Below are 18,489 nucleotides of genomic sequence, written 5' to 3' on the forward strand. Positions count from 1 at the left end.
CATTTTTCTTAAATTTGTAAGAAAGAATCTCTCATGCTAGATGCTATTTTAAAAGCAATCCCTTTTGGTATTATATTATCGTTCACAATTGGACCTGTTTTTTTTGTGCTATTAGAAACTAGTGCAACAAAAGGTTTTAAGAGTGCACTAATTTTTGATTTCGGAGTAATTCTAGCAGATATCTTATTTATTATTGTTGCTTTTTATAGCACCAGTATGCTTTTAGAAAAAATGAAAGACGATCCTAGTTTTCTCATTTTTGGAGGCGTTTTATTAACCGCTTATGGATTAATTTCTTTTATAAAAACTTCAAAATCCTTTCGTGAAATTGTTAGAGAATACCATAAAGTAGAATTTAAAAAGAACTATGGTAAACTATTTATTAAAGGCTTTTTATTAAACTTTATTAATATTGGTGTGCTACTTGGTTGGCTTGGTTTTATTGTAATAGGTAGCTCTTTAACAGAAAGCACAAAAGAACTTCATATCTTTTTAGGAACCATTTTATTGGTTTACTTTTTAGTAGATCTATTAAAAATTGTAGCAGCAAAAACACTTAAAAATAAGTTGACTCCAAGACGCATTTTTAAAACTAAAAAGATTGTAGCTCTTGTTATTTTAGGCTTTGGTGTTTTACTTTTAGTACAAGCATTTTTTCCAAAAGAAAAAGAATTGATTAAAGATAAATTAGAACAAATTAACCCATTATAAGATTCTTTTGTTGCGTAATTACTAAATAAATAGAAAGAAATCTTAAATGCTATTTATTACTTTTCATATAGTATTTATGTTATTTTCATAATTAAATAATAGTTATATTTTTTACACAGAATTAATATTTAATTTATGTATTCAAATCATTTTTTTATTGTTTACGTAACCATATTCTAATTTCTTTTCGCAAAGAAACTTCTGGTTTTGGTAACGGAATTGTTTGTCCGAATTGTTTACTTCTATTAAATTTTGAAAACGTACTCTTGTGTTTTTTCCATACTTCTGGATACAATTCTAAGAACTTGCTAAAAAAACTTTGTTCATTAATTTTGCCTTCTATTTTAGAAAGTACTTCTTTAAATTTTTGCTCTTGGTCTATAATCATTTTGATATTATTCAGTAGTAAAGATAACTAGTATTCTTTTTTAAAATTAGTATTAGTAATGGTTTTTTTTGTTGAGGATTTTTGTCAGTAGGCGAGAAATAGCCATTAATAATACACTGTGCTATCTGTAGTTATTTTTCTTCAGTTTCAATTAATTCGGCTTTTTTATCTATTTCGGATAAAAATAAAATCATTTCATTTTCATCCGAAATCCAAATCCCTTCAAATTCTTTGATTTGATTAAAATAAGCAATGTTTTTTACACGTTGTTAATTACTGTTTCCTCATTTCTTTATATATATAATCTAAATTTTTTATTAAAGTGAAAGCATAACCTCCATTGTTACTTGGAGATAAATTTTTAGATTTTTCGTGAAATATGACTTTATTTAGGGAGAAATCCATAACAATAATTTCTAATTGTATTTTACTAATAGGTGCTGTTCCTATAGATAGACTACTTTTTGTTTTAATTAGCAAAAAAAGACCATAATGGTCATTAGTAGTTTCACTAACTAATTTTATATTAGGAGTAAATTCAATAATTTCCTTATTTTTTTTACCTGTATTAAAAAATGGTATTAGTTCATTTTTGACCTCATTAGTTAAACTCAAATTGTATTTTTCATTTATTTTATATTTTTTTCCTTTAAAAACTGAATCTAGAGCAATTACAGAAATTTCTTCAAACCGTTGATATATAATATTCGGTTTATTTGGCTTATGATGTATAAATATTGGTTCATAATATGTGAAATTGCCTATGGTTTCTTTTTTATTTAAAGAATCAGATTGAGCATTCGTTGAGTATGTTAATGCTAAAATAAATATTGCAATTAAAAATCGAATCTTCATTTATTTAAATTGTGGTTAACGTTTGATATTATTACTCTTATCCCGTAAATATAATTCTTTTAAGGTAGTATGCAAACAGCTTTTTTTCGAACCGCTATACCATTTTACTATAAATTTCTGTAAAATTTAAAACATAAAAAAGCTACTAAAATCAGTAATTCTATTGGAGTGTTGATAAAAATCATACAAGCTTTAGATGGTGTTCCTGCTTTAAATAATTTTTCTTAAAAATTTAGAATAAAATAAACCTACAAATTACGTTCGAGGTTTGTTTAGGTGCCGATTCCTACTATCGAACCGCTGTAGATGGTGTTTCTGTTTTAAATAATTTTTCCTAAAAATTAAGAATAAAAAAAACTCTAATTTATGTTCCAGGTTTCTTGAGGTGTTATAATCAAAGATTCGAACCGCTGTACCATCTTTCTATAAATTTACCTAAAATTTAAAACAAAAAAAGAGCTACTAAAATTAGTAACTCTTTTGAGGTGTCGAGCGGATTCGAACCGCTGTAGATGGTGTTGCAGACCACTGCCTAGCCGCTCGGCCACGACACCCTAAATTCTTATTTAAATAAGAATCTCATTATTTCTAACGAGAAGGCAAATATAAAAATATTTCCCTTTTAACGCTAGTTAGTTTTACTTTTTTCTTTTTTCAGTAATTTCAATGGTTACCATTTCCACATCTCCACCAATTGGAGGGTTTATTTTACTTACCGTAACTGTAGCTATGCTAACTAATCTAGATTCCTTTAACACACGTCTTAAAATACGTTTTGCAACGCTTTCTAATAAATGCGAAGGTATCGCCATTTCTTCACGAACTACTTTATTTAAAAACACATAATCTACAGTGTCTTTTAAATCATCTGTACTTGCACTTTTTTGTAAATCGGCTTTCACTTTGATATCTACGCGATAATCACTTCCAATTTTTGTCTCTTCGGTTAAGCAACCATGATTTGCAAATACACGAATGTTTTCTACTTTAATTATTCCCATGGCGCAAAAGTAGTGTAACCAAAGTCAGTTCTACTAAAATTAGTAAAGAATTTTATATAAAAAACTAGTTTGTAAATAAATCAAAAATATTGCTCAATGCACTGGTTTTTGCTTTGTAAAACTCTGTATACGTACATTTATTACAAGTTAGAGAGGTGAATTTTTGCGATTGTACATCAAAAATTTTAGAAAAAGTGCCACCTGTAGCTTGCATTTGTCCTACGGTATAGGAATCGTTATTACATTTCGGACAATGATAGTTAATGTTTTTCATAATTTGTATTGTTTAATTTATGTGTCTAATAATCTTTAAAAAAGTTACAAAATTTATACGCTTGTGCAAATATGTAGTTACTATAAATTTGTCTAGTTTTGTATTTCAGTTTAGAAAGTAATATAATTATGTCTGAAGAAACTAAAGCGCTCCATTTTATTGAGCATATTGTAGAGGAAGATTTACAAAACGGAATGTCTAAAGAGGATTTACGGTTTCGTTTTCCACCAGAACCAAATGGCTATTTGCACATTGGGCATACCAAAGCAATTGGTATTAGTTTTGGTTTGGGAGAAAGATACAATGCACCTGTAAACCTAAGGTTTGATGATACCAATCCTGCAAAAGAAGAACAAGAATATGTGGATGCTATTAAGCGCGATATTACTTGGTTAGGCTATACTTGGGCTAATGAATTGTATTCGTCAGATTACTTTCAACAACTATATGATTGGGCAGTGCAGTTAATTAAAAACGGAAAAGCCTATGTCGATTCGCAGTCTTCTGAAGAAATGCGTATTCAAAAAGGAACACCAACAGAAGTAGGAACGAATAGTCCGTATAGAAATAGAAGTGTAGCAGAAAATCTAGATTTATTTCAACGTATGAAAGATGGTGAATTTCCAAATGGAGCTCACATTCTTCGTGCTAAAATAGACATGGAAGATCCAAATATGTTGATGCGTGATCCTATCATGTATCGCGTTATGCATGCACATCACCACAGAACAGGAAACAATTGGTGTATTTATCCAATGTACGATTGGACGCATGGGGAAAGTGATTATATAGAACAGGTTTCGCATTCCTTATGTTCTTTAGAATTTAAACCACACCGTAAATTATACGATTGGTTTAAAGAACAAGTATATCCTTTAAGCGCTGAGCAATATCCTTTAATTCCGAAACAAAGAGAATTTGCACGCCTAAATTTAAGTTATACCATTATGAGTAAGCGTAAGCTGCTTAAATTGGTAGAAGAAGGTGTTGTTTCTGGTTGGAACGACCCAAGAATGCCAACTATTTCTGGTTTACGAAGAAGAGGGTATACACCAAATTCTATTCGTAAGTTTATAGAAAAAGTAGGCGTTGCAAAACGTGAAAACGTTATTGATGTTTCGCTTTTAGAATTTTGCATTCGTGAAGATTTAAATAAAACAGCACCAAGAGTTATGGCTGTTTTAGATCCTATAAAAGTGGTAATCACAAATTATCCAACAGATAAAGAAGAGTGGTTGGAAGCAGAAAATAATCCGGAAGATGCTGCTGCAGGAAGTCGAAAAGTGCCTTTTTCTAATGAAATCTATATTGAAAAAGAAGACTTTAAAGAAGAAGCTAGTACTAAGTTTTTTCGATTAAAACTAGGAGGTGAGGTTAGACTGAAAAACGCATACATTATTAAAGCGGAAGAAGTTGTAAAAGATGGAAATGGAAACATTACAGAAATACACGCTACCTATACGGAAGATACCACCAAAAAAGTAAAAGGAACCTTACATTGGGTTTCTGTAAAACATGCGGTGCAAGCTGAAGTTAGAGAATACGATAGATTGTTTATTGACGAAGCTCCAGATAGCCACGAAAGTAAAGATTTTATGGAATTTATTAATCCGAATTCTTTAAAAATAATTGAAGCTTTCGTAGAACCAAGTTTGGCCGAAGCGAAAGTAGGAGAGCAGTTTCAGTTTCAACGTTTGGGATATTTTAATGTAGATGAGGATGCTTCAGAAGGCAAATTAGTATTTAATAAAACGGTTGGTTTACGGGATTCTTGGGCAAAAGCAAAGCCAAAAGAAAACACCAATCCAAACCAACAAAAACCACAACAACAAAACCAACGAAAAGCAATTAGTGTGATCCAACAATTTGGAAAAAAATACACTAATCTTCCGGAAGAAAAACAAGCGAAAGTTAGAGCAGAAATACTAGAACTCGCTAAAGAAGTTTCTTATGAAGAATTAGAACCTCTTTTTGGAACCGCAGTTAAAAAAGCAGGTACTAGAATAGGAGCGATGCTAACTTTAGGTGTTTTATTAGAAAAAGGTTTAAAGAAAAATGAAGCGATAAACGACTTTATTGAAAAAGCTTTAGAAGATAAAAATGAATTGTTAGTTGCAGAAGCAGCAAAGCTTTAATAAACAAGTACATATAAAATGACCTTGGTTATATAACCAAGGTTTTTTTGTACATTGAAAACAACTAACTAATACTATTAAAAATGGAACAACTTATTAACCCTTGGTCAATACCAGTAGCCGCTGTTGCTGCTTTAGTAATTGGTGCAATTTGGTATAACCCAAAAGTCTTTGGTAACGTCTGGATGCGAGAATCTGGTATGACAGAAGAGAAAATGAAAGGTGCTAACATGCTAAAAATATTTGGTTTGTCTTTAGTTTTTGCAGCAATGTTGGCTGGATTATTAATGAATTATACAAACCATCAATGGGGAGCAATAGGAATGATAGGAGGAAGACCAGAAACAGCTTTACCATCCTTTGAAGCTTTTATGGCCGACTACGGAAACGCTTTTAGAACCTTTAAACATGGCGCATTACACGGAACCATGTTTGGTATTCTTGGTGCATTACCAATAATTGGAACTATCGCTTTATTTGAGCGTAAAAGTGCTAAGTATATTTTTATAAACGCAGGGTATTGGATTGTTACGCTAGGAGTAATGGGAGCATTAATTTGTGGATTATAATTTTGTAATGATTTAACAGATTTAAAGACTGAAAATAAGAACTTTCAGTCTTTTTTATTTTATTTATTTGATACACTTTAAACTTTTTAATACTATTGAAGACCTTCCAGAATCCTGGAACCGCCTACCAACACAAGATATTTTCCTAAAAACGTCTTTTCTAAAAGCATTAGAACAATCTTCACCAAGTAACATTACCTCGTATTATTTAGCAATTTTTAAAGCCGAAAAACTAATTGGAATAGCCATTTTGCAGCGTATAGAAATGTATGCAGAAGATATCTTTAGGAAAACATCTACCAATATTTTTAAAGTTTGTGCAAAAAAGGCAATTGCAAAAATTGTAAGAGGAAATGGAATCATTGTTGGAAACGTAATGCATACCGGACAACATGGTTTGTTTTTTTTAAAGGAAGAAATTTCGGAAGAAGATTACCTGAATCAGATAAGTGAAGCTATTAAAGAATTACAGAAAATCATAAAAAAGAAATTCCGAAAAAAGATACGAATCATCGCTTTTAAAGATTATTTTGAAACCGATAGCATTCATGAAAACCATGCTTTTTTTAAAAAAGAAAATCTATATAAAGTACAAGTACAACCCAATATGTTATTTGCTATTCCGAAAGAATGGCATACCAAAGAAGATTACATTGCTGCATTTACTAAAAAATATAGAGATCGTTTTAAGAGGGCAAGAAAAAAAGGTGCTTCTCTAGAACTAAGAGAATTAGATTTAGAAGACATAAATAAACACGCTAACAGACTTTTTGAGCTGTATGGGTGTGTATCAGATAATGCAGGAGTAAACTCTTTTAAACTAGCTAATAATCATTTTTATAGTTTAAAGGAACATTTAAAAGAAGACTTTAAAATCTTCGGCTATTTTTTAAATAACGAACTCGTTGGTTTTTATTCTTTAATTTTAAATAACAAGAAGTTGGAAACCTACTTTTTAGGTTATAAGCCAGAGCTGCAACACGAACATCAAATGTATTTAAACATGTTATATAACATGGCTAATTTTGGTATTGAAAACAATTTTGAAACCATTGTGTTTGCAAGAACAGCAATGGAAATTAAAAGTTCTATTGGTGCAAAACCACACAAGATGTATTTGTATTTAAAACATACCAATAATATTATTGCTAACACGGTTTTAAAGCTAATTGTGAAGTATATGAATCCCATTAGAGAATGGCAAGAACGACATCCTTTTAAGTAAAAAACTTAACCAATATTTAACGATTAACACTTTGATTATTAGTTATATATCATTAACTTTTGTAAGAATTTAAGTGCCATGAAAAAAACACAAAAAATATTAGTCAAAATTTCAAATATTTTACTAGATATAAAAGCAAATCATAATGAATTGTATGTACTTTTAGATGAAAACCCTATTACAATACCTACTTTAGAACAGCCTAAAGTGGATGCTAATTCACTCGAAGATTATTTAATTAGCCTTAAGGAGATTCTAAAAAGATATAATAAAAATCATAAAAAAAACCTCAAGCTAACTTGAGGTTTTTTATTAAAAGTAAAAGATTTTAATTTACTTGTTTTTCTTATTAAGTTTCGCTTCTTTCATCGCTTCACCTATTTCGTTACTTGCTGCAAAACTAGCAACCATATCGTTTAGCATATTACTTCCTGCTTGTGGCGAATTTGGTAATAAAATTAAATTACTATTTGTTTCGCTACCAATAGCTTGTAACGTATCATAATGTTGTGTTACTACAATTAAAGCAGATGCTTCTTGACTGTTAATACCTACTTTATTAAGCACTTCTACAGATTCTTCTAAACCTCTAGCAATTTCACGACGTTGGTCTGCAATACCTTGTCCTTGTAAACGCTTACTTTCTGCTTCGGCTTTTGCTTTTTCAACAATTAAAATACGTTGTGCATCTCCTTCATATTGTGCAGCAGTTTTTTCTCTATCTGCAGCATTAATACGGTTCATTGCTTCTTTTACTTGCGCATCTGGATCAATATCCGTTACTAAGGTTTTAATAATATCAAAACCATAGTCTAGCATCGCATCGTTAAGTTCTGTCTTTACCGCAATAGCAACATCATCTTTACGTAAAAACACATCATCTAAAATCATTTTTGGTACTTCTGCACGAACGACATCAAATACATAAGACGTAATTTGATCATGCGGATAATCTAGTTTGTAAAAAGCATCATATACTTTTTGAGTAATTACACGATATTGTACAGATACTTTTAGACGAACAAATACATCATCTTTCGTTTTAGTTTCTACAATAACATCTAATTGTTGAATTTTTAAACTTAAACGACCTGCAATTTTATCTACTAATGGAATTTTCATGTGTAATCCAGACGGACTTATTTTATGAAATTTACCAAAGCGTTCAATAATTGCGGATGTTTGTTGTTTTACTACAAAGAAGGCGGAAATCAAAATGATTAGTCCGAAAAAAAGAATTGGTATAAAAAGAAAGTTTCCCATAATTTGTTTTTTTGATGGTTAAAATAATATGACTTTAAAATTAAACTATATTTGTTCAAACTACACCAAAGAATTATGAAATTTAAACAATACATCTTATTAGTAGCACTTTCTATAGGTTTTGTTACAATTAATTATGCGCAACATAGAACAGTGCCAATAAAAAACGGAGTAGGAATTCTAGGAGGACTGACGCAGTTTGATATTATGACTGATAATTTTGATACTAAAGCTGGTAATGGATGGATTGCAGGAGGATCTGCAACAGTAGATTTACCACATAAGTTTTATAATATGAGTTATAGTATTCAACTTTCTGAAAACACTGTTGGTATTGCTGCACGTCCAATCCCTTTAATTACTTCGGAAGAATATATCGATTATAAACTTTTTACCGCACAGATTTCTTTACAAGCACATATTAAAATTGTGGAAAGCTTTTTAACGCTAGACGTTGGACCAATGTTACAATACAATAGTGAATTGGAGCTGAAAGATGATAAATACGAAAATTATTTTATAAGTAATTATACCAATCTACAAGCAAAAGATATTAGTGATATTTCTAAATTTAACGTGGATGGCGCTATTGGTTTATCTGCCGGAATTAGCCATTTTAGAATTAAAGTACAATACATTTATGGCTTTACTAATATGTTAGGAAAACTAAATAAGAACGATTTAGATACGCTAGGAAATAGTGAAAGTAAGTTTAAAGGAAATCAATCTATGCTTGCCTTTACACTTATGATTACCTTATAAAATTACCTTATTGTTATTCTGAATTTGTTTCAGAATCTTAAAATAAAAAAGCGAGCCGTTAAGCTCGCTTTTTTTATTTTATATGTAAGTCAATAGTTAAATAGTAGTCGCTAAATTTTCTATTCTTTCTACCGTTTGGTTTTTACCAATCATATACATAATATCAAAAACATCAGGTCCTTGTAATGCACCAACCAATGCTAAACGCAAAGGCATCATTACTTTACCAAAACCAATTTCTTTATTGGTAATCCATGTTTTAATAGTAGTGGTTAGGTTTTCAACTTCAAAGTCTTCCACCGTATTTATTAACATAGAAAGTTCGCTCATTAATTCACGAGTGTCTTCTTTCATTGCTTTTTTGTAGGCTTTTTCATCGTAGGTTTTCGGACTAACAAAAAAGAAAGCACTTAAATCCCAAAAGTCATTTACAAAAGTTGCTCGTTCTTTTATTAAACCAACAACCATAGCAATATAATTAACATCGATATCTTTTAATTCTTTGTGTTTTTGTTGAAAAGCTAAAGCTAAGTCATCGTTATCTTGCTCTTGCATATAATGGTGATTAAACCATTTTATTTTGTCTGGATCAAAACGTGCTCCAGATTTATTTACGCGATCTAAATCGAAAGCAGCAACCAATTCATCTAGCTTAAAAATCTCTTGTTCTGTTCCTGGATTCCATCCTAAAAAGGCAAGAAAGTTAACCATGGCATTTGCAAAATAACCATCTTCTTTATATCCTCTAGAAATTTCTCCTTCTGGAGATTTCCATTCTAATGGAAACACTGGAAATCCTAATTTATCACCATCACGCTTGCTTAATTTTCCTTTTCCTGTTGGTTTTAAAATAAGCGGTAAATGGGCAAATTCTGGAGATTCCCATCCAAAAGCTTTGTATAATTGGTAGTGTAATGCTAAACTTGGTAACCATTCTTCTCCACGAATAACATGTGTGATTTCCATTAAATGGTCGTCTACAATATTCGCTAAATGATAGGTTGGCATACCATCACTTTTAAACAAAACCTTATCGTCTAATACGTTCGTGTCAATGGTTACATTTCCTCTAATAATATCGGTAAGATGTAATGTTTCGTTTTGTGGGGATTTAAAACGAATTACATAAGCATCACCAGCATCTAACTTGGTTTGTGTTTCTTCCGCGCTAAGCGATAAAGAATTATTTAGTTGCAAACGGTTGTGCCAATTATAGATAAAGGTTTCCTTATTTGCTTCGTGTTCTTTTCTAGCCGCATCTAAAGCTTCCGCAGTATCAAAAGCATAATAGGCATTGCCAGAAGCAATTAACTGTTCTGCATATTGTTTGTATAAATGCTTACGTTCACTTTGTCTGTATGGTCCAAATTTTTCATTCTTTCCTGGTCCTTCATCAAAAGGAATATTACACCAGTTTAAGGCGTCTACTATATATTTTTCAGCACCTTCTACATAACGGTTTTGGTCGGTATCTTCAATACGTAACACAAAAGTTCCGTTGTGTTTTTTAGCAAATAAATAGTTGAATAAAGCAGTACGAACTCCTCCTATATGTAAAGGTCCTGTCGGACTTGGTGCAAAACGCACTCTAACGTTTTTGGTCATTGTGAATATAAAAATCAATTAAAACGGTAATCCCAAACTAGTTTCGGGAACTCGAGTGCAAAGATACAATTAACACATAATTATAAATACTCTTTAAAATAAAATTGTAGTTTAGTACTTTAAGCTAGACTATCTTTGCTTTCACGAAGATAAATTCGTAAAAAAGCCTTCTAAAAAAGGCTGAAATCTATAGTATTATATTGAGCAACTTTAAAAACATACAAGCAAAACTTGAAGCGTTTATTAGAAAATACTACACTAATGAACTTATAAAAGGAACCATACTATTTTTTAGTATTGGCTTACTTTATTTCTTACTAACCTTACTTATTGAACATTTTTTATGGCTAAGTTCTATAGGTAGAACGGTTTTGTTTTGGCTTTTTGTTGTGGTGGAAGGTGTTTTGTTTGCTAAATTTATTGCGCTTCCATTAGCCAAGCTATTAAAGCTTCAAAAAGGGATTGATTATCAAGATGCATCGAAAATTATTGGTACCCATTTTCCGGAAGTAAATGACAAGTTACTTAATGTGCTTCAGTTAAAACAAACTACAGATCAATCGGAATTACTTCTTGCAAGCATCGAACAGAAATCGGAAACGTTGCAACCCATTCCGTTTAAACTTGCTGTAAATTTTAAAAAGAACACCAAGTATTTAAAATACGCTGCAATTCCTGTTTTAATTTTACTCTTAGCTTCGGTTTCCGGACATTTAAACTGGTTTAGTGATAGTTATGAACGTGTAGTGAATTACAAAACTGCCTATGAACCACCAGCACCTTTTCAGTTTTTTGTTGTAAATGACAATTTACAAGCCACAGAAAATAAGGACTTTAAACTGTTTGTAAAAACAGCAGGAGAGGTACAGCCAGAAAATGTACAAATCACCTATAATAATGAAACCTATTTTTTACAGCAAAAAGCAGTTGGTAGTTTTGAATACGTTTTACCAAAGCCAAAGGAGAATATTACTTTTCAACTTTCGGCAAATTCCGTAACGTCAAAACCGTATACACTTCAGGTTATTGCTGCTCCAACTTTATTGAGTTTTGATATGATTTTAGATTATCCTAGTCATACCAAAAAACGAGATGAAATCCTTAAAAGTACTGGAAATGCTGTAGTACCACAAGGAACGAATATTACCTGGAAATTAAATACGAAAGCTACAGAGCAAGTACGTTTGTATGCGAAAGATACTTTGGAGTTTAACACTAGTAAACCTGGTATTTTTGAGGCGTCTAAACGTGTTTATAATGATTTAAAATACAATCTAACTACAAGTAATGCGAAGCTTAAGGATTACGAAAATTTAGAATTTAACATAGATGTAATTAAAGACGAATATCCAGAGTTAAACATTAAAATGCAAGTGGATAGCTTAGATAATCAGAGTCTTTATTTCTACGGACAAGTTAGTGATGATTACGGATTAAATAAATTGCAGTTGGTGTATTATCCTTCGGAAAAAGATACGGAACAAACCGTGGTTAATATTCCTATTAATAAATCGAATGTAGCAGACTTTTTTAGTGCTTTTCCAAATGATTTAGAGATTACGGAAGGTATAAGTTATGAGTTATATTTTCAGGTTTTTGATAATGATGCCATTCATAAATATAAACGTACCAAAAGTGAAATCTTCTTTTATAGAAAATTAACCAAAGACGAAGAAGAGGAAAAGCAATTGCAAGATCAAAAGGAAACGATTCAAGATTTAAACAAATCTTTAGAAAAATTTGAAGAACGCGAAAAAGAGTTACAAGAACTTTCTAAAACGCAAAAAGAAAAAAGAGAATTAAATTTTAATGATAAACGAAAATTAAATAATTTCCTAAAGCGCCAAAAGGAACAAGAAGATATGATGAAAAGCTTTAATAAAAAGCTGAAGGAGAATTTAGAGGAATTTCAGAAAGAAAAGAGTGATGACCCATTTAAAGACGATTTAAAGAAGCGTTTAGAAGAAAATGAAGAGCAGCTTAAAAAAGATGAGAAACTGCTGGACGAGTTAGAGAAATTGAAAGAAAAAATTGACAAATTAGATAAAGAGGAGTTAAGTGATAAATTAGAAAAGCTTGCAAAGCAAAATAAAAAGCAAGAACGAAGTTTAGAACAATTATTAGAACTTACCAAAAAATATTACATAGGTAAAAAGTTAGAAGAGTTGCAACAGGAATTAGCAAAACTTGCAGAGAAGCAAGAAAAGCTATCGGAAGAAACTCCAGAAAATAATACCAAAGAAAAACAAGACGAAATTAACAAGGAGTTTGAAAAGTTTCAAGAAGAAATGGACGCCTTAGAAAAAGAAAATCAAGAATTAAAACGTCCGGAAGAAATAGATAGAAATAAAAATGAAGAAGAGAATGTAAAAGAAGATCAGCAAGAAGCTTCCGATAAATTAGAAGAAAAAGAACAAAGTCAGGAAGAGGGTCAAAAACAAGATAGTCAGAAAAAGGCACAGCAAAAACAAAAGCAAGCAGCTCAGAAAATGAAACAAATGAGTGAACAAATGCAAGCTGCAATGTCTGCTTCAGGAGGAGAACAAATGGCAGAAGATGCAGAAATGCTTCGTCAGATTTTGGATAACTTATTGCTTTTTTCTTTCGACCAAGAAAAGCTAATGAATCAGTTTGAAAGCATAGAGATTAATCATAATAAATATGCTTCGTATTTGCGTAAACAACATGACTTAAGAGAGCATTTTTCGCATATTGATGATAGTTTGTTTGCGTTATCGCTTCGTCAACCAAAAATTTCAGAAAAAGTAAATAAAGAAATCGTCGATGTTTTCTATAATATGGATAAGTCTTTAACGGTATTATCTGAAAATCAAATAGATAAAGGGGTTTCTAGTCAGCAATACACCATAACTTCTGCCAATAATTTAGCCGATTTTCTAAGTAATTCTTTAGATAATATGCAGATGCAGATGAGTGGTCAAGGTCAAGGTGGTAAGGGAAAACCAAAACCAGGAGCTGGAGAAGGTGGAGAAGGCGGACTACCAGATATTATTAAAAGTCAAGAACAACTTGCTAAAGAAATGGAAGGCAAGATGGGTAAAGGTGAGAAAGGTAAAGAAGGGGAAGAAGGAAAGGGTAAAGAGGGAGATAAAGGTAAAGAAAACGGTGAAGGTAAATCTGGTGAAAACGGAGAAGGTGAAGGGAAATCCGGAGAAGGAGAAGGTGATGGAGAAGGAGAAGGTGACAGCGAAGAATTAAATGGCGAGTTATATAAAATCTACCAACAGCAACAACAAATAAGACAAGCATTACAAGATAGGTTAGCTAAGGATGGAAAAAGTGCTATTGGTAGTAATTTGGTGAAACAAATGGAAGAGATTGAAATGGATCTTTTGAATAAAGGTTTTACTAATCAGACCATGGAGAAAATGATGAATTTAAAACATCAATTACTTAAATTGGAAGAAGCTACTTTTCAACAAGGTGAGGAAGAAAAGAGAGAATCGGAATCCAATCAAAGACAATTTGAGAATAAAACGAACAACCAAATACCTACAGTAAAACAATATTTTAACACTACAGAAATATTAAATAGACAAAGCTTACCTTTGCAACCAATTTATAAAAAGAAAGTACAAGAATACTTTAAGCAAAGCAATGATTAGTTTTAATTACGAGAACGATTTTAAATTAGACAACGAAGAACAATTAACTAAATGGATATCTGGTGTAATTGTTTCTGAAGGTTGTACAGAAGACGAAATAAATTATGTGTTTTGTGATGATGCATATCTACATAAATTAAATGTAGAATTTCTAAATCATGATACATTAACCGATATTTTAAGTTTCGATTACTCTATGGGAAAAACGCTACAAGGTGATATTTTTATTTCTGTGGAAAGAGTAATAGATAATGCGAAAGATTTTGAGGTAACCTTTACGGAAGAATTACAGCGGGTACTGGTACATGGAATTTTACATTATTGTGGTTATAAAGATAAGAGTGAATCGGAAGCGAAGTTAATGCGTGAAAAGGAAAATTTCTACATAAAACAATTAGTAGAAGATTAGGGTTTTCGATGTATCTTTGCAAGTTTTTTGAATTAAAAATTAAAAGTGTTCCACGTGGAACAATCTGTTTTCCTTATCAAGAAAACAAAACAAAAACATATTTAAAGTTATAATTAGATGTTTAACGAAGTATATGATGTTATCGTTGTTGGAGCTGGTCACGCAGGAAGTGAAGCAGCAGCAGCAGCAGCAAACATGGGAAGCAAAACATTGCTTATTACCATGAACCTACAGAACATTGCGCAGATGTCTTGTAATCCTGCTATGGGAGGAATTGCTAAAGGACAAATTGTTCGAGAAATAGATGCGCTTGGTGGATATAGTGGTATTGTAAGTGATACGTCTGCCATCCAGTTTAAAATGCTGAACAAATCTAAAGGACCTGCAATGTGGAGTCCTAGAGTGCAAAGCGATAGAATGCGTTTTGCAGAAGACTGGCGATTAATGTTAGAAGGAACCAAGAACTTAGATTTCTATCAAGAAATGGTTTCTAGTTTAATTGTAGAAAACCATAAAGTAGTAGGTGTAAAAACTTCGCTTGGTGTAGAAGTAAGAGGAAAGTCTGTGGTCTTAACTAACGGAACTTTTTTAAATGGATTAATCCATATTGGAGATAAGAATTTTGGAGGAGGAAGAGCAGGAGAAAGAGCAGCGACTGGAATTACAGAACAGCTTATTACTTTAGGTTTTGAATCGGGAAGAATGAAAACAGGAACACCTCCAAGAGTGGATGGTCGATCTTTAGATTTTTCTAAAATGGTAGAACAGCCTGGAGATGTAAATCCGGAAAAGTTCTCGTATTTAGATAGTACAAAACCGTTGACAAAACAGCGTTCTTGTCACATGTCTTACACAAGTGAAAAGGTGCATGATTTACTTCGTGAAGGCTTTGATCGTTCACCAATGTTTAATGGTAGAATTCAAAGTCTCGGACCAAGATATTGTCCGTCGATTGAAGATAAGATAAATCGTTTTGCAGATAAAGATAGACACCAACTTTTTGTAGAACCAGAAGGATGGAATACGGTTGAATATTATATAAATGGATTCTCTACTTCGTTGCCAGAAGATGTTCAATTTAAAGCATTACGTTCTGTAGTTGGTTTTGAAAACGTGAAGTTTTTTAGACCAGGTTATGCTATCGAATATGATTATTTTCCGCCAACACAATTAAAGCATACTTTAGAAACTAAGTTAGTTTCTGGTTTGTATTTTGCTGGCCAAATTAATGGAACCACAGGATATGAAGAAGCGGCTTCTCAAGGTTTAATGGCAGGAATAAATGCAAGTTTAAAAGTGAGTGAAAAAGATCCTTTTACCTTACAAAGAGATGAAGCGTATATCGGCGTTTTAATAGATGATTTGATTACAAAAGGTACAGAAGAACCATATAGAATGTTTACTTCTCGTGCAGAATATAGAACGCTATTAAGACAAGATAATGCAGATATTCGTTTAACACCTAAAGGACATGCATTAGGTTTAGCGAGTGAAAAACGATTGATTAGAATGGAGGAGAAGTTTAGTGCTTCCGATAAATTTGTTCAATTTTTTAAAGATACCAGTGTAACTACTAGTGAGGCAAATCCGGTTTTAGAAGCTAAAGATTCTGCTCCAATTAAGCAACAAGGAAAGATGCATAAGTTATTTGCTAGACCAAATATTACTATCGATGATATGCGTAAAATGGAATCTGTAGAAGGATATATTCAAGAGCATAATTTAGATGAAGAGGTTATTCAGCAAGCAGAAATTCAAGTCAAATATGCTGGTTATATAGCGAAGGAAAAACAGAATGCCGATAAGTTAAATAGGTTAGAGAATATAAAAATACCTAGTGGTTTTGATTATTCTAAATTGCAATCTATGAGTTTAGAAGCTCGTGAAAAATTAAAGAAAATACAACCCGTAACCATATCTCAAGCATCCAGAATAAGTGGTGTATCTCCAAGTGATATTTCTGTTTTGTTAGTGTATATGGGAAGATAAATTTAAACTGTTCCACGTGGAACAGTTTTGTTTTTAGATTAAATTCTGAAGTAAATTATTTTAAAAATAAGCGATGAAATTACAGGTATTAGTAGTTCTATTTATTGTTTTGTTTGTGTCTTGTATTCCTATTAAATCGGTTCAAGATATAAACGGTTATCATATCATAGAAGGAAATAAAAAGGCAGGTAAAAATTTTAAAAAACAAAATGTTTTTAGTTTTCAAATTTATAAAAACAAACGTGTTTTTGATAGATATTTGGAAGAACGTTTTAAAGATACTCCTGGATTTTCTCCATCCAATTTTATTGTAGAAATAGAAGATGTGCCATTTACAATTCGTGTTTTAAGTAAGCAAGAAACAAATCAATATTTAGACTTTACGGATATTATTTTTGAAAAAAAAGACCCAGAATTAGTAAAGAAAGGTAAAAAGAAAGAGTTTATTTATATGGTAGTAAATGATGAAAATGGAGAAGATGCATTAAGTACAGATTCCTTTTACAGATATATTGTTGCAAAATATTTAGACGATATCCGAATGGGTTTTAACACGTATTGATATTTTTGAAAATTAAAATAATCTACAAAAATATATTTATTTCTCCGAAGGAACTTGTTTCCGTATGTATTCCAAATGAAAGAAAATAACATGCCTTTAAAAGTAAAAGATCATTCTGTTTCTGGTGAAGCATTCGAATTAATAGAAAACAAAACGTATGGTTTTTTAGAAACGACTCCGCAGCCAAAAGCAGATAAACTTTCTGAATATTATAAAACCGAAGATTATATTTCGCACACAGATTCTAAAAGAAACATACTTGAAAAAGTATATCATGTGGTTAGAAGTATTTCTTTAAAACGAAAATTAAAACTTATTAATTCATTTTCCGCTACAGAAAAAAATCTTTTAGATATTGGTTGTGGTACAGGAGATTTTTTACAAGTAGCACAACAAAATAATTGGCAGGTTTCTGGAATAGAACCAAACCCAGAAGCAAGAGATATTGCAAATAGAAAAACGAATAATGCGGTTTATACTACAGCGCAATTACAAGAATTTAAAAAGCATAGTTTTGATGTTATTACGCTTTGGCATGTGTTAGAACATTTGCCAAACTTAGAAGATCAGGTTTCGGTTTTTAAAAGCTTATTAAAAGAAAACGGCACTTTAATTATTGCGGTACCTAATTATAAAAGTTATGATGCAAACCATTATAAAGACTTTTGGGCTGCTTTAGATGTGCCAAGACATCTTTGGCATTTTAATCAAGAATCTATTTCTAAACTTTTTGCTAAAGAAAACATGAAGGTGGTAAAAACGCTTCCTATGAAATTTGATGCGTATTATGTAAGCTTACTTTCTGAAAAATACAAATCTGGATTTATGAATCCGGTGAAAGCTTTTTGGTTCGGATTTCTTTCTAATATAAAAGGAAAGCGTTCCGGAGAGTATTCTTCCTTAATTTATGTGATTAAAAACAGTTAATTTCCATTTTAAACAGCGTTAATCGATTTTTGGATTTGAAAACGATAAGAAACACCTGTTTTTTACAAAAACCGCTTAAATCGTCTTATTTGAGGTTGGTTTTGATAAGTTTTTATTATTATATTGATAATTTGTATAAAAATATTTTATACAAGTAATTTCCTTTCCTTTTTTTACATTTGCGAAGA

17 protein-coding genes and 1 tRNA gene are annotated in these 18,489 nt (G+C 31.3%); 11 read left to right on the top strand and 7 right to left on the bottom strand.

Annotated features, from left to right (window positions below):
• Nucleotides 1-33: 33 nt before the first annotated feature.
• Nucleotides 34-711, top strand: a complete 678-nt coding sequence (locus FG167_RS05405) for a LysE family translocator (RefSeq protein ID WP_203460395.1) — start codon at nucleotides 34-36, stop codon at nucleotides 709-711.
• 154 nt (nucleotides 712-865) lie between these two features.
• Here FG167_RS05405 and FG167_RS05410 read toward each other — a convergent pair whose 3' ends face one another.
• The 5 genes from FG167_RS05410 to FG167_RS05430 form a co-directional block, all read right to left on the bottom strand.
• Nucleotides 866-1,099: a hypothetical protein gene (locus tag FG167_RS05410; protein ID WP_203460396.1), complete on the bottom strand. Its 234-nt coding sequence runs from the start codon at nucleotides 1,097-1,099 to the stop codon at nucleotides 866-868.
• 273 nt (nucleotides 1,100-1,372) lie between these two features.
• Nucleotides 1,373-1,954, bottom strand: a complete 582-nt coding sequence (locus tag FG167_RS05415; protein ID WP_203460397.1) for a hypothetical protein — start codon at nucleotides 1,952-1,954, stop codon at nucleotides 1,373-1,375.
• Between the two features lie 483 nt (nucleotides 1,955-2,437).
• Nucleotides 2,438-2,508 (bottom strand) — tRNA-Cys (locus FG167_RS05420).
• Nucleotides 2,509-2,592: 84 nt separating this feature from the next.
• Nucleotides 2,593-2,955, bottom strand: coding sequence for a dihydroneopterin aldolase (folB, locus tag FG167_RS05425; RefSeq protein WP_203460398.1), 363 nt, complete (start codon nucleotides 2,953-2,955; stop codon nucleotides 2,593-2,595).
• Nucleotides 2,956-3,019: 64 nt separating this feature from the next.
• The gene (locus tag FG167_RS05430; protein WP_203460399.1) at nucleotides 3,020-3,229 is read right to left on the bottom strand and encodes a zinc ribbon domain-containing protein; all 210 of its coding nucleotides are present in this window, start codon (nucleotides 3,227-3,229) and stop codon (nucleotides 3,020-3,022) included.
• Between the two features lie 128 nt (nucleotides 3,230-3,357).
• Here FG167_RS05430 and FG167_RS05435 point away from each other — a divergent pair, with 128 nt between their 5' ends.
• The 4 genes from FG167_RS05435 to FG167_RS05450 all read left to right on the top strand — a co-directional run bounded on the left by FG167_RS05435 (nucleotide 3,358) and on the right by FG167_RS05450 (nucleotide 7,461).
• Entirely contained in the window at nucleotides 3,358-5,364 is a 2,007-nt protein-coding gene (locus FG167_RS05435) for a glutamine--tRNA ligase/YqeY domain fusion protein (protein ID WP_203460400.1), read from the top strand.
• Between the two features lie 83 nt (nucleotides 5,365-5,447).
• The gene (locus FG167_RS05440) at nucleotides 5,448-5,933 is read left to right on the top strand and encodes a DUF1761 domain-containing protein (protein WP_203460401.1); all 486 of its coding nucleotides are present in this window, start codon (nucleotides 5,448-5,450) and stop codon (nucleotides 5,931-5,933) included.
• 67 nt (nucleotides 5,934-6,000) lie between these two features.
• The gene (locus FG167_RS05445; RefSeq protein ID WP_203460402.1) at nucleotides 6,001-7,158 is read left to right on the top strand and encodes a GNAT family N-acetyltransferase; all 1,158 of its coding nucleotides are present in this window, start codon (nucleotides 6,001-6,003) and stop codon (nucleotides 7,156-7,158) included.
• Between the two features lie 78 nt (nucleotides 7,159-7,236).
• Nucleotides 7,237-7,461 (top strand): hypothetical protein, encoded by a 225-nt coding sequence (locus FG167_RS05450; RefSeq protein ID WP_203460403.1) that lies wholly within the window; start codon nucleotides 7,237-7,239, stop codon nucleotides 7,459-7,461.
• A 30-nt stretch (nucleotides 7,462-7,491) separates the two neighbouring features.
• Here FG167_RS05450 and FG167_RS05455 read toward each other — a convergent pair whose 3' ends face one another.
• On the bottom strand, nucleotides 7,492-8,421 hold the full coding sequence (locus FG167_RS05455; protein WP_203460404.1) for an SPFH domain-containing protein: 930 nt from the start codon (nucleotides 8,419-8,421) through the stop codon (nucleotides 7,492-7,494).
• Nucleotides 8,422-8,496: 75 nt separating this feature from the next.
• Here FG167_RS05455 and FG167_RS05460 point away from each other — a divergent pair, with 75 nt between their 5' ends.
• Complete coding sequence (locus tag FG167_RS05460) at nucleotides 8,497-9,183, top strand: hypothetical protein (protein ID WP_203460405.1); 687 nt, start codon at nucleotides 8,497-8,499, stop codon at nucleotides 9,181-9,183.
• Nucleotides 9,184-9,279: 96 nt separating this feature from the next.
• Here the strand turns inward: FG167_RS05460 and gltX are convergent, their stop codons facing one another.
• Entirely contained in the window at nucleotides 9,280-10,788 is a 1,509-nt protein-coding gene (gene gltX, locus FG167_RS05465; RefSeq protein WP_203460406.1) for a glutamate--tRNA ligase, read from the bottom strand.
• A gap of 200 nt (nucleotides 10,789-10,988) precedes the next feature.
• Between gltX and FG167_RS05470 the strand changes: the two genes are divergently transcribed.
• From FG167_RS05470 to FG167_RS05490, 5 genes are all read left to right on the top strand, one after another.
• Nucleotides 10,989-14,414, top strand: coding sequence for a DUF4175 family protein (locus FG167_RS05470; RefSeq protein ID WP_203460407.1), 3,426 nt, complete (start codon nucleotides 10,989-10,991; stop codon nucleotides 14,412-14,414).
• The gene (ybeY, locus tag FG167_RS05475; protein WP_203460408.1) at nucleotides 14,407-14,823 is read left to right on the top strand and encodes an rRNA maturation RNase YbeY; all 417 of its coding nucleotides are present in this window, start codon (nucleotides 14,407-14,409) and stop codon (nucleotides 14,821-14,823) included. The genes FG167_RS05470 and ybeY overlap by 8 nt, the downstream gene beginning before the upstream one ends.
• Nucleotides 14,824-14,940: 117 nt before the next feature.
• A complete protein-coding gene (gene mnmG, locus FG167_RS05480) occupies nucleotides 14,941-16,812 on the top strand; it encodes a tRNA uridine-5-carboxymethylaminomethyl(34) synthesis enzyme MnmG (protein ID WP_203460409.1) in 1,872 nt (623 codons plus the stop codon).
• 73 nt (nucleotides 16,813-16,885) lie between these two features.
• The gene (locus FG167_RS05485; protein WP_203460410.1) at nucleotides 16,886-17,374 is read left to right on the top strand and encodes a hypothetical protein; all 489 of its coding nucleotides are present in this window, start codon (nucleotides 16,886-16,888) and stop codon (nucleotides 17,372-17,374) included.
• A 75-nt stretch (nucleotides 17,375-17,449) separates the two neighbouring features.
• Nucleotides 17,450-18,301 carry a bifunctional 2-polyprenyl-6-hydroxyphenol methylase/3-demethylubiquinol 3-O-methyltransferase UbiG gene (locus FG167_RS05490; RefSeq protein ID WP_203460411.1) on the top strand — a complete coding sequence of 284 codons (852 nt, stop codon included), beginning with the start codon at nucleotides 17,450-17,452 and terminating at the stop codon, nucleotides 18,299-18,301.
• Nucleotides 18,302-18,489 lie beyond the last annotated feature (188 nt).

The organism is Lacinutrix sp. WUR7, assembly GCF_016864015.1.
In the GTDB taxonomy this organism is placed as follows: Bacteria; Bacteroidota; Bacteroidia; order Flavobacteriales; family Flavobacteriaceae; genus Oceanihabitans.

What these genes read in the sequence shown, in the direction of transcription:
- folB (WP_203460398.1), bottom strand. Translation starts at nt 2,955, where the DNA reads ATGGGAATAATTAAAGTAGAAAACATTCGTGTATTTGCAAATCATGGT.
- FG167_RS05450 (WP_203460403.1), top strand. Translation starts at nt 7,237, where the DNA reads ATGAAAAAAACACAAAAAATATTAGTCAAAATTTCAAATATTTTACTA.
- mnmG (WP_203460409.1), top strand. Translation starts at nt 14,941, where the DNA reads ATGTTTAACGAAGTATATGATGTTATCGTTGTTGGAGCTGGTCACGCA.
- gltX (WP_203460406.1), bottom strand. Translation starts at nt 10,788, where the DNA reads ATGACCAAAAACGTTAGAGTGCGTTTTGCACCAAGTCCGACAGGACCT.
- FG167_RS05455 (WP_203460404.1), bottom strand. Translation starts at nt 8,421, where the DNA reads ATGGGAAACTTTCTTTTTATACCAATTCTTTTTTTCGGACTAATCATT.
- FG167_RS05485 (WP_203460410.1), top strand. Translation starts at nt 16,886, where the DNA reads ATGAAATTACAGGTATTAGTAGTTCTATTTATTGTTTTGTTTGTGTCT.
- FG167_RS05460 (WP_203460405.1), top strand. Translation starts at nt 8,497, where the DNA reads ATGAAATTTAAACAATACATCTTATTAGTAGCACTTTCTATAGGTTTT.
- FG167_RS05415 (WP_203460397.1), bottom strand. Translation starts at nt 1,954, where the DNA reads ATGAAGATTCGATTTTTAATTGCAATATTTATTTTAGCATTAACATAC.
- FG167_RS05405 (WP_203460395.1), top strand. Translation starts at nt 34, where the DNA reads ATGCTAGATGCTATTTTAAAAGCAATCCCTTTTGGTATTATATTATCG.
- FG167_RS05490 (WP_203460411.1), top strand. Translation starts at nt 17,450, where the DNA reads ATGAAAGAAAATAACATGCCTTTAAAAGTAAAAGATCATTCTGTTTCT.
- FG167_RS05410 (WP_203460396.1), bottom strand. Translation starts at nt 1,099, where the DNA reads ATGATTATAGACCAAGAGCAAAAATTTAAAGAAGTACTTTCTAAAATA.
- FG167_RS05435 (WP_203460400.1), top strand. Translation starts at nt 3,358, where the DNA reads ATGTCTGAAGAAACTAAAGCGCTCCATTTTATTGAGCATATTGTAGAG.
- ybeY (WP_203460408.1), top strand. Translation starts at nt 14,407, where the DNA reads ATGATTAGTTTTAATTACGAGAACGATTTTAAATTAGACAACGAAGAA.
- FG167_RS05440 (WP_203460401.1), top strand. Translation starts at nt 5,448, where the DNA reads ATGGAACAACTTATTAACCCTTGGTCAATACCAGTAGCCGCTGTTGCT.
- FG167_RS05430 (WP_203460399.1), bottom strand. Translation starts at nt 3,229, where the DNA reads ATGAAAAACATTAACTATCATTGTCCGAAATGTAATAACGATTCCTAT.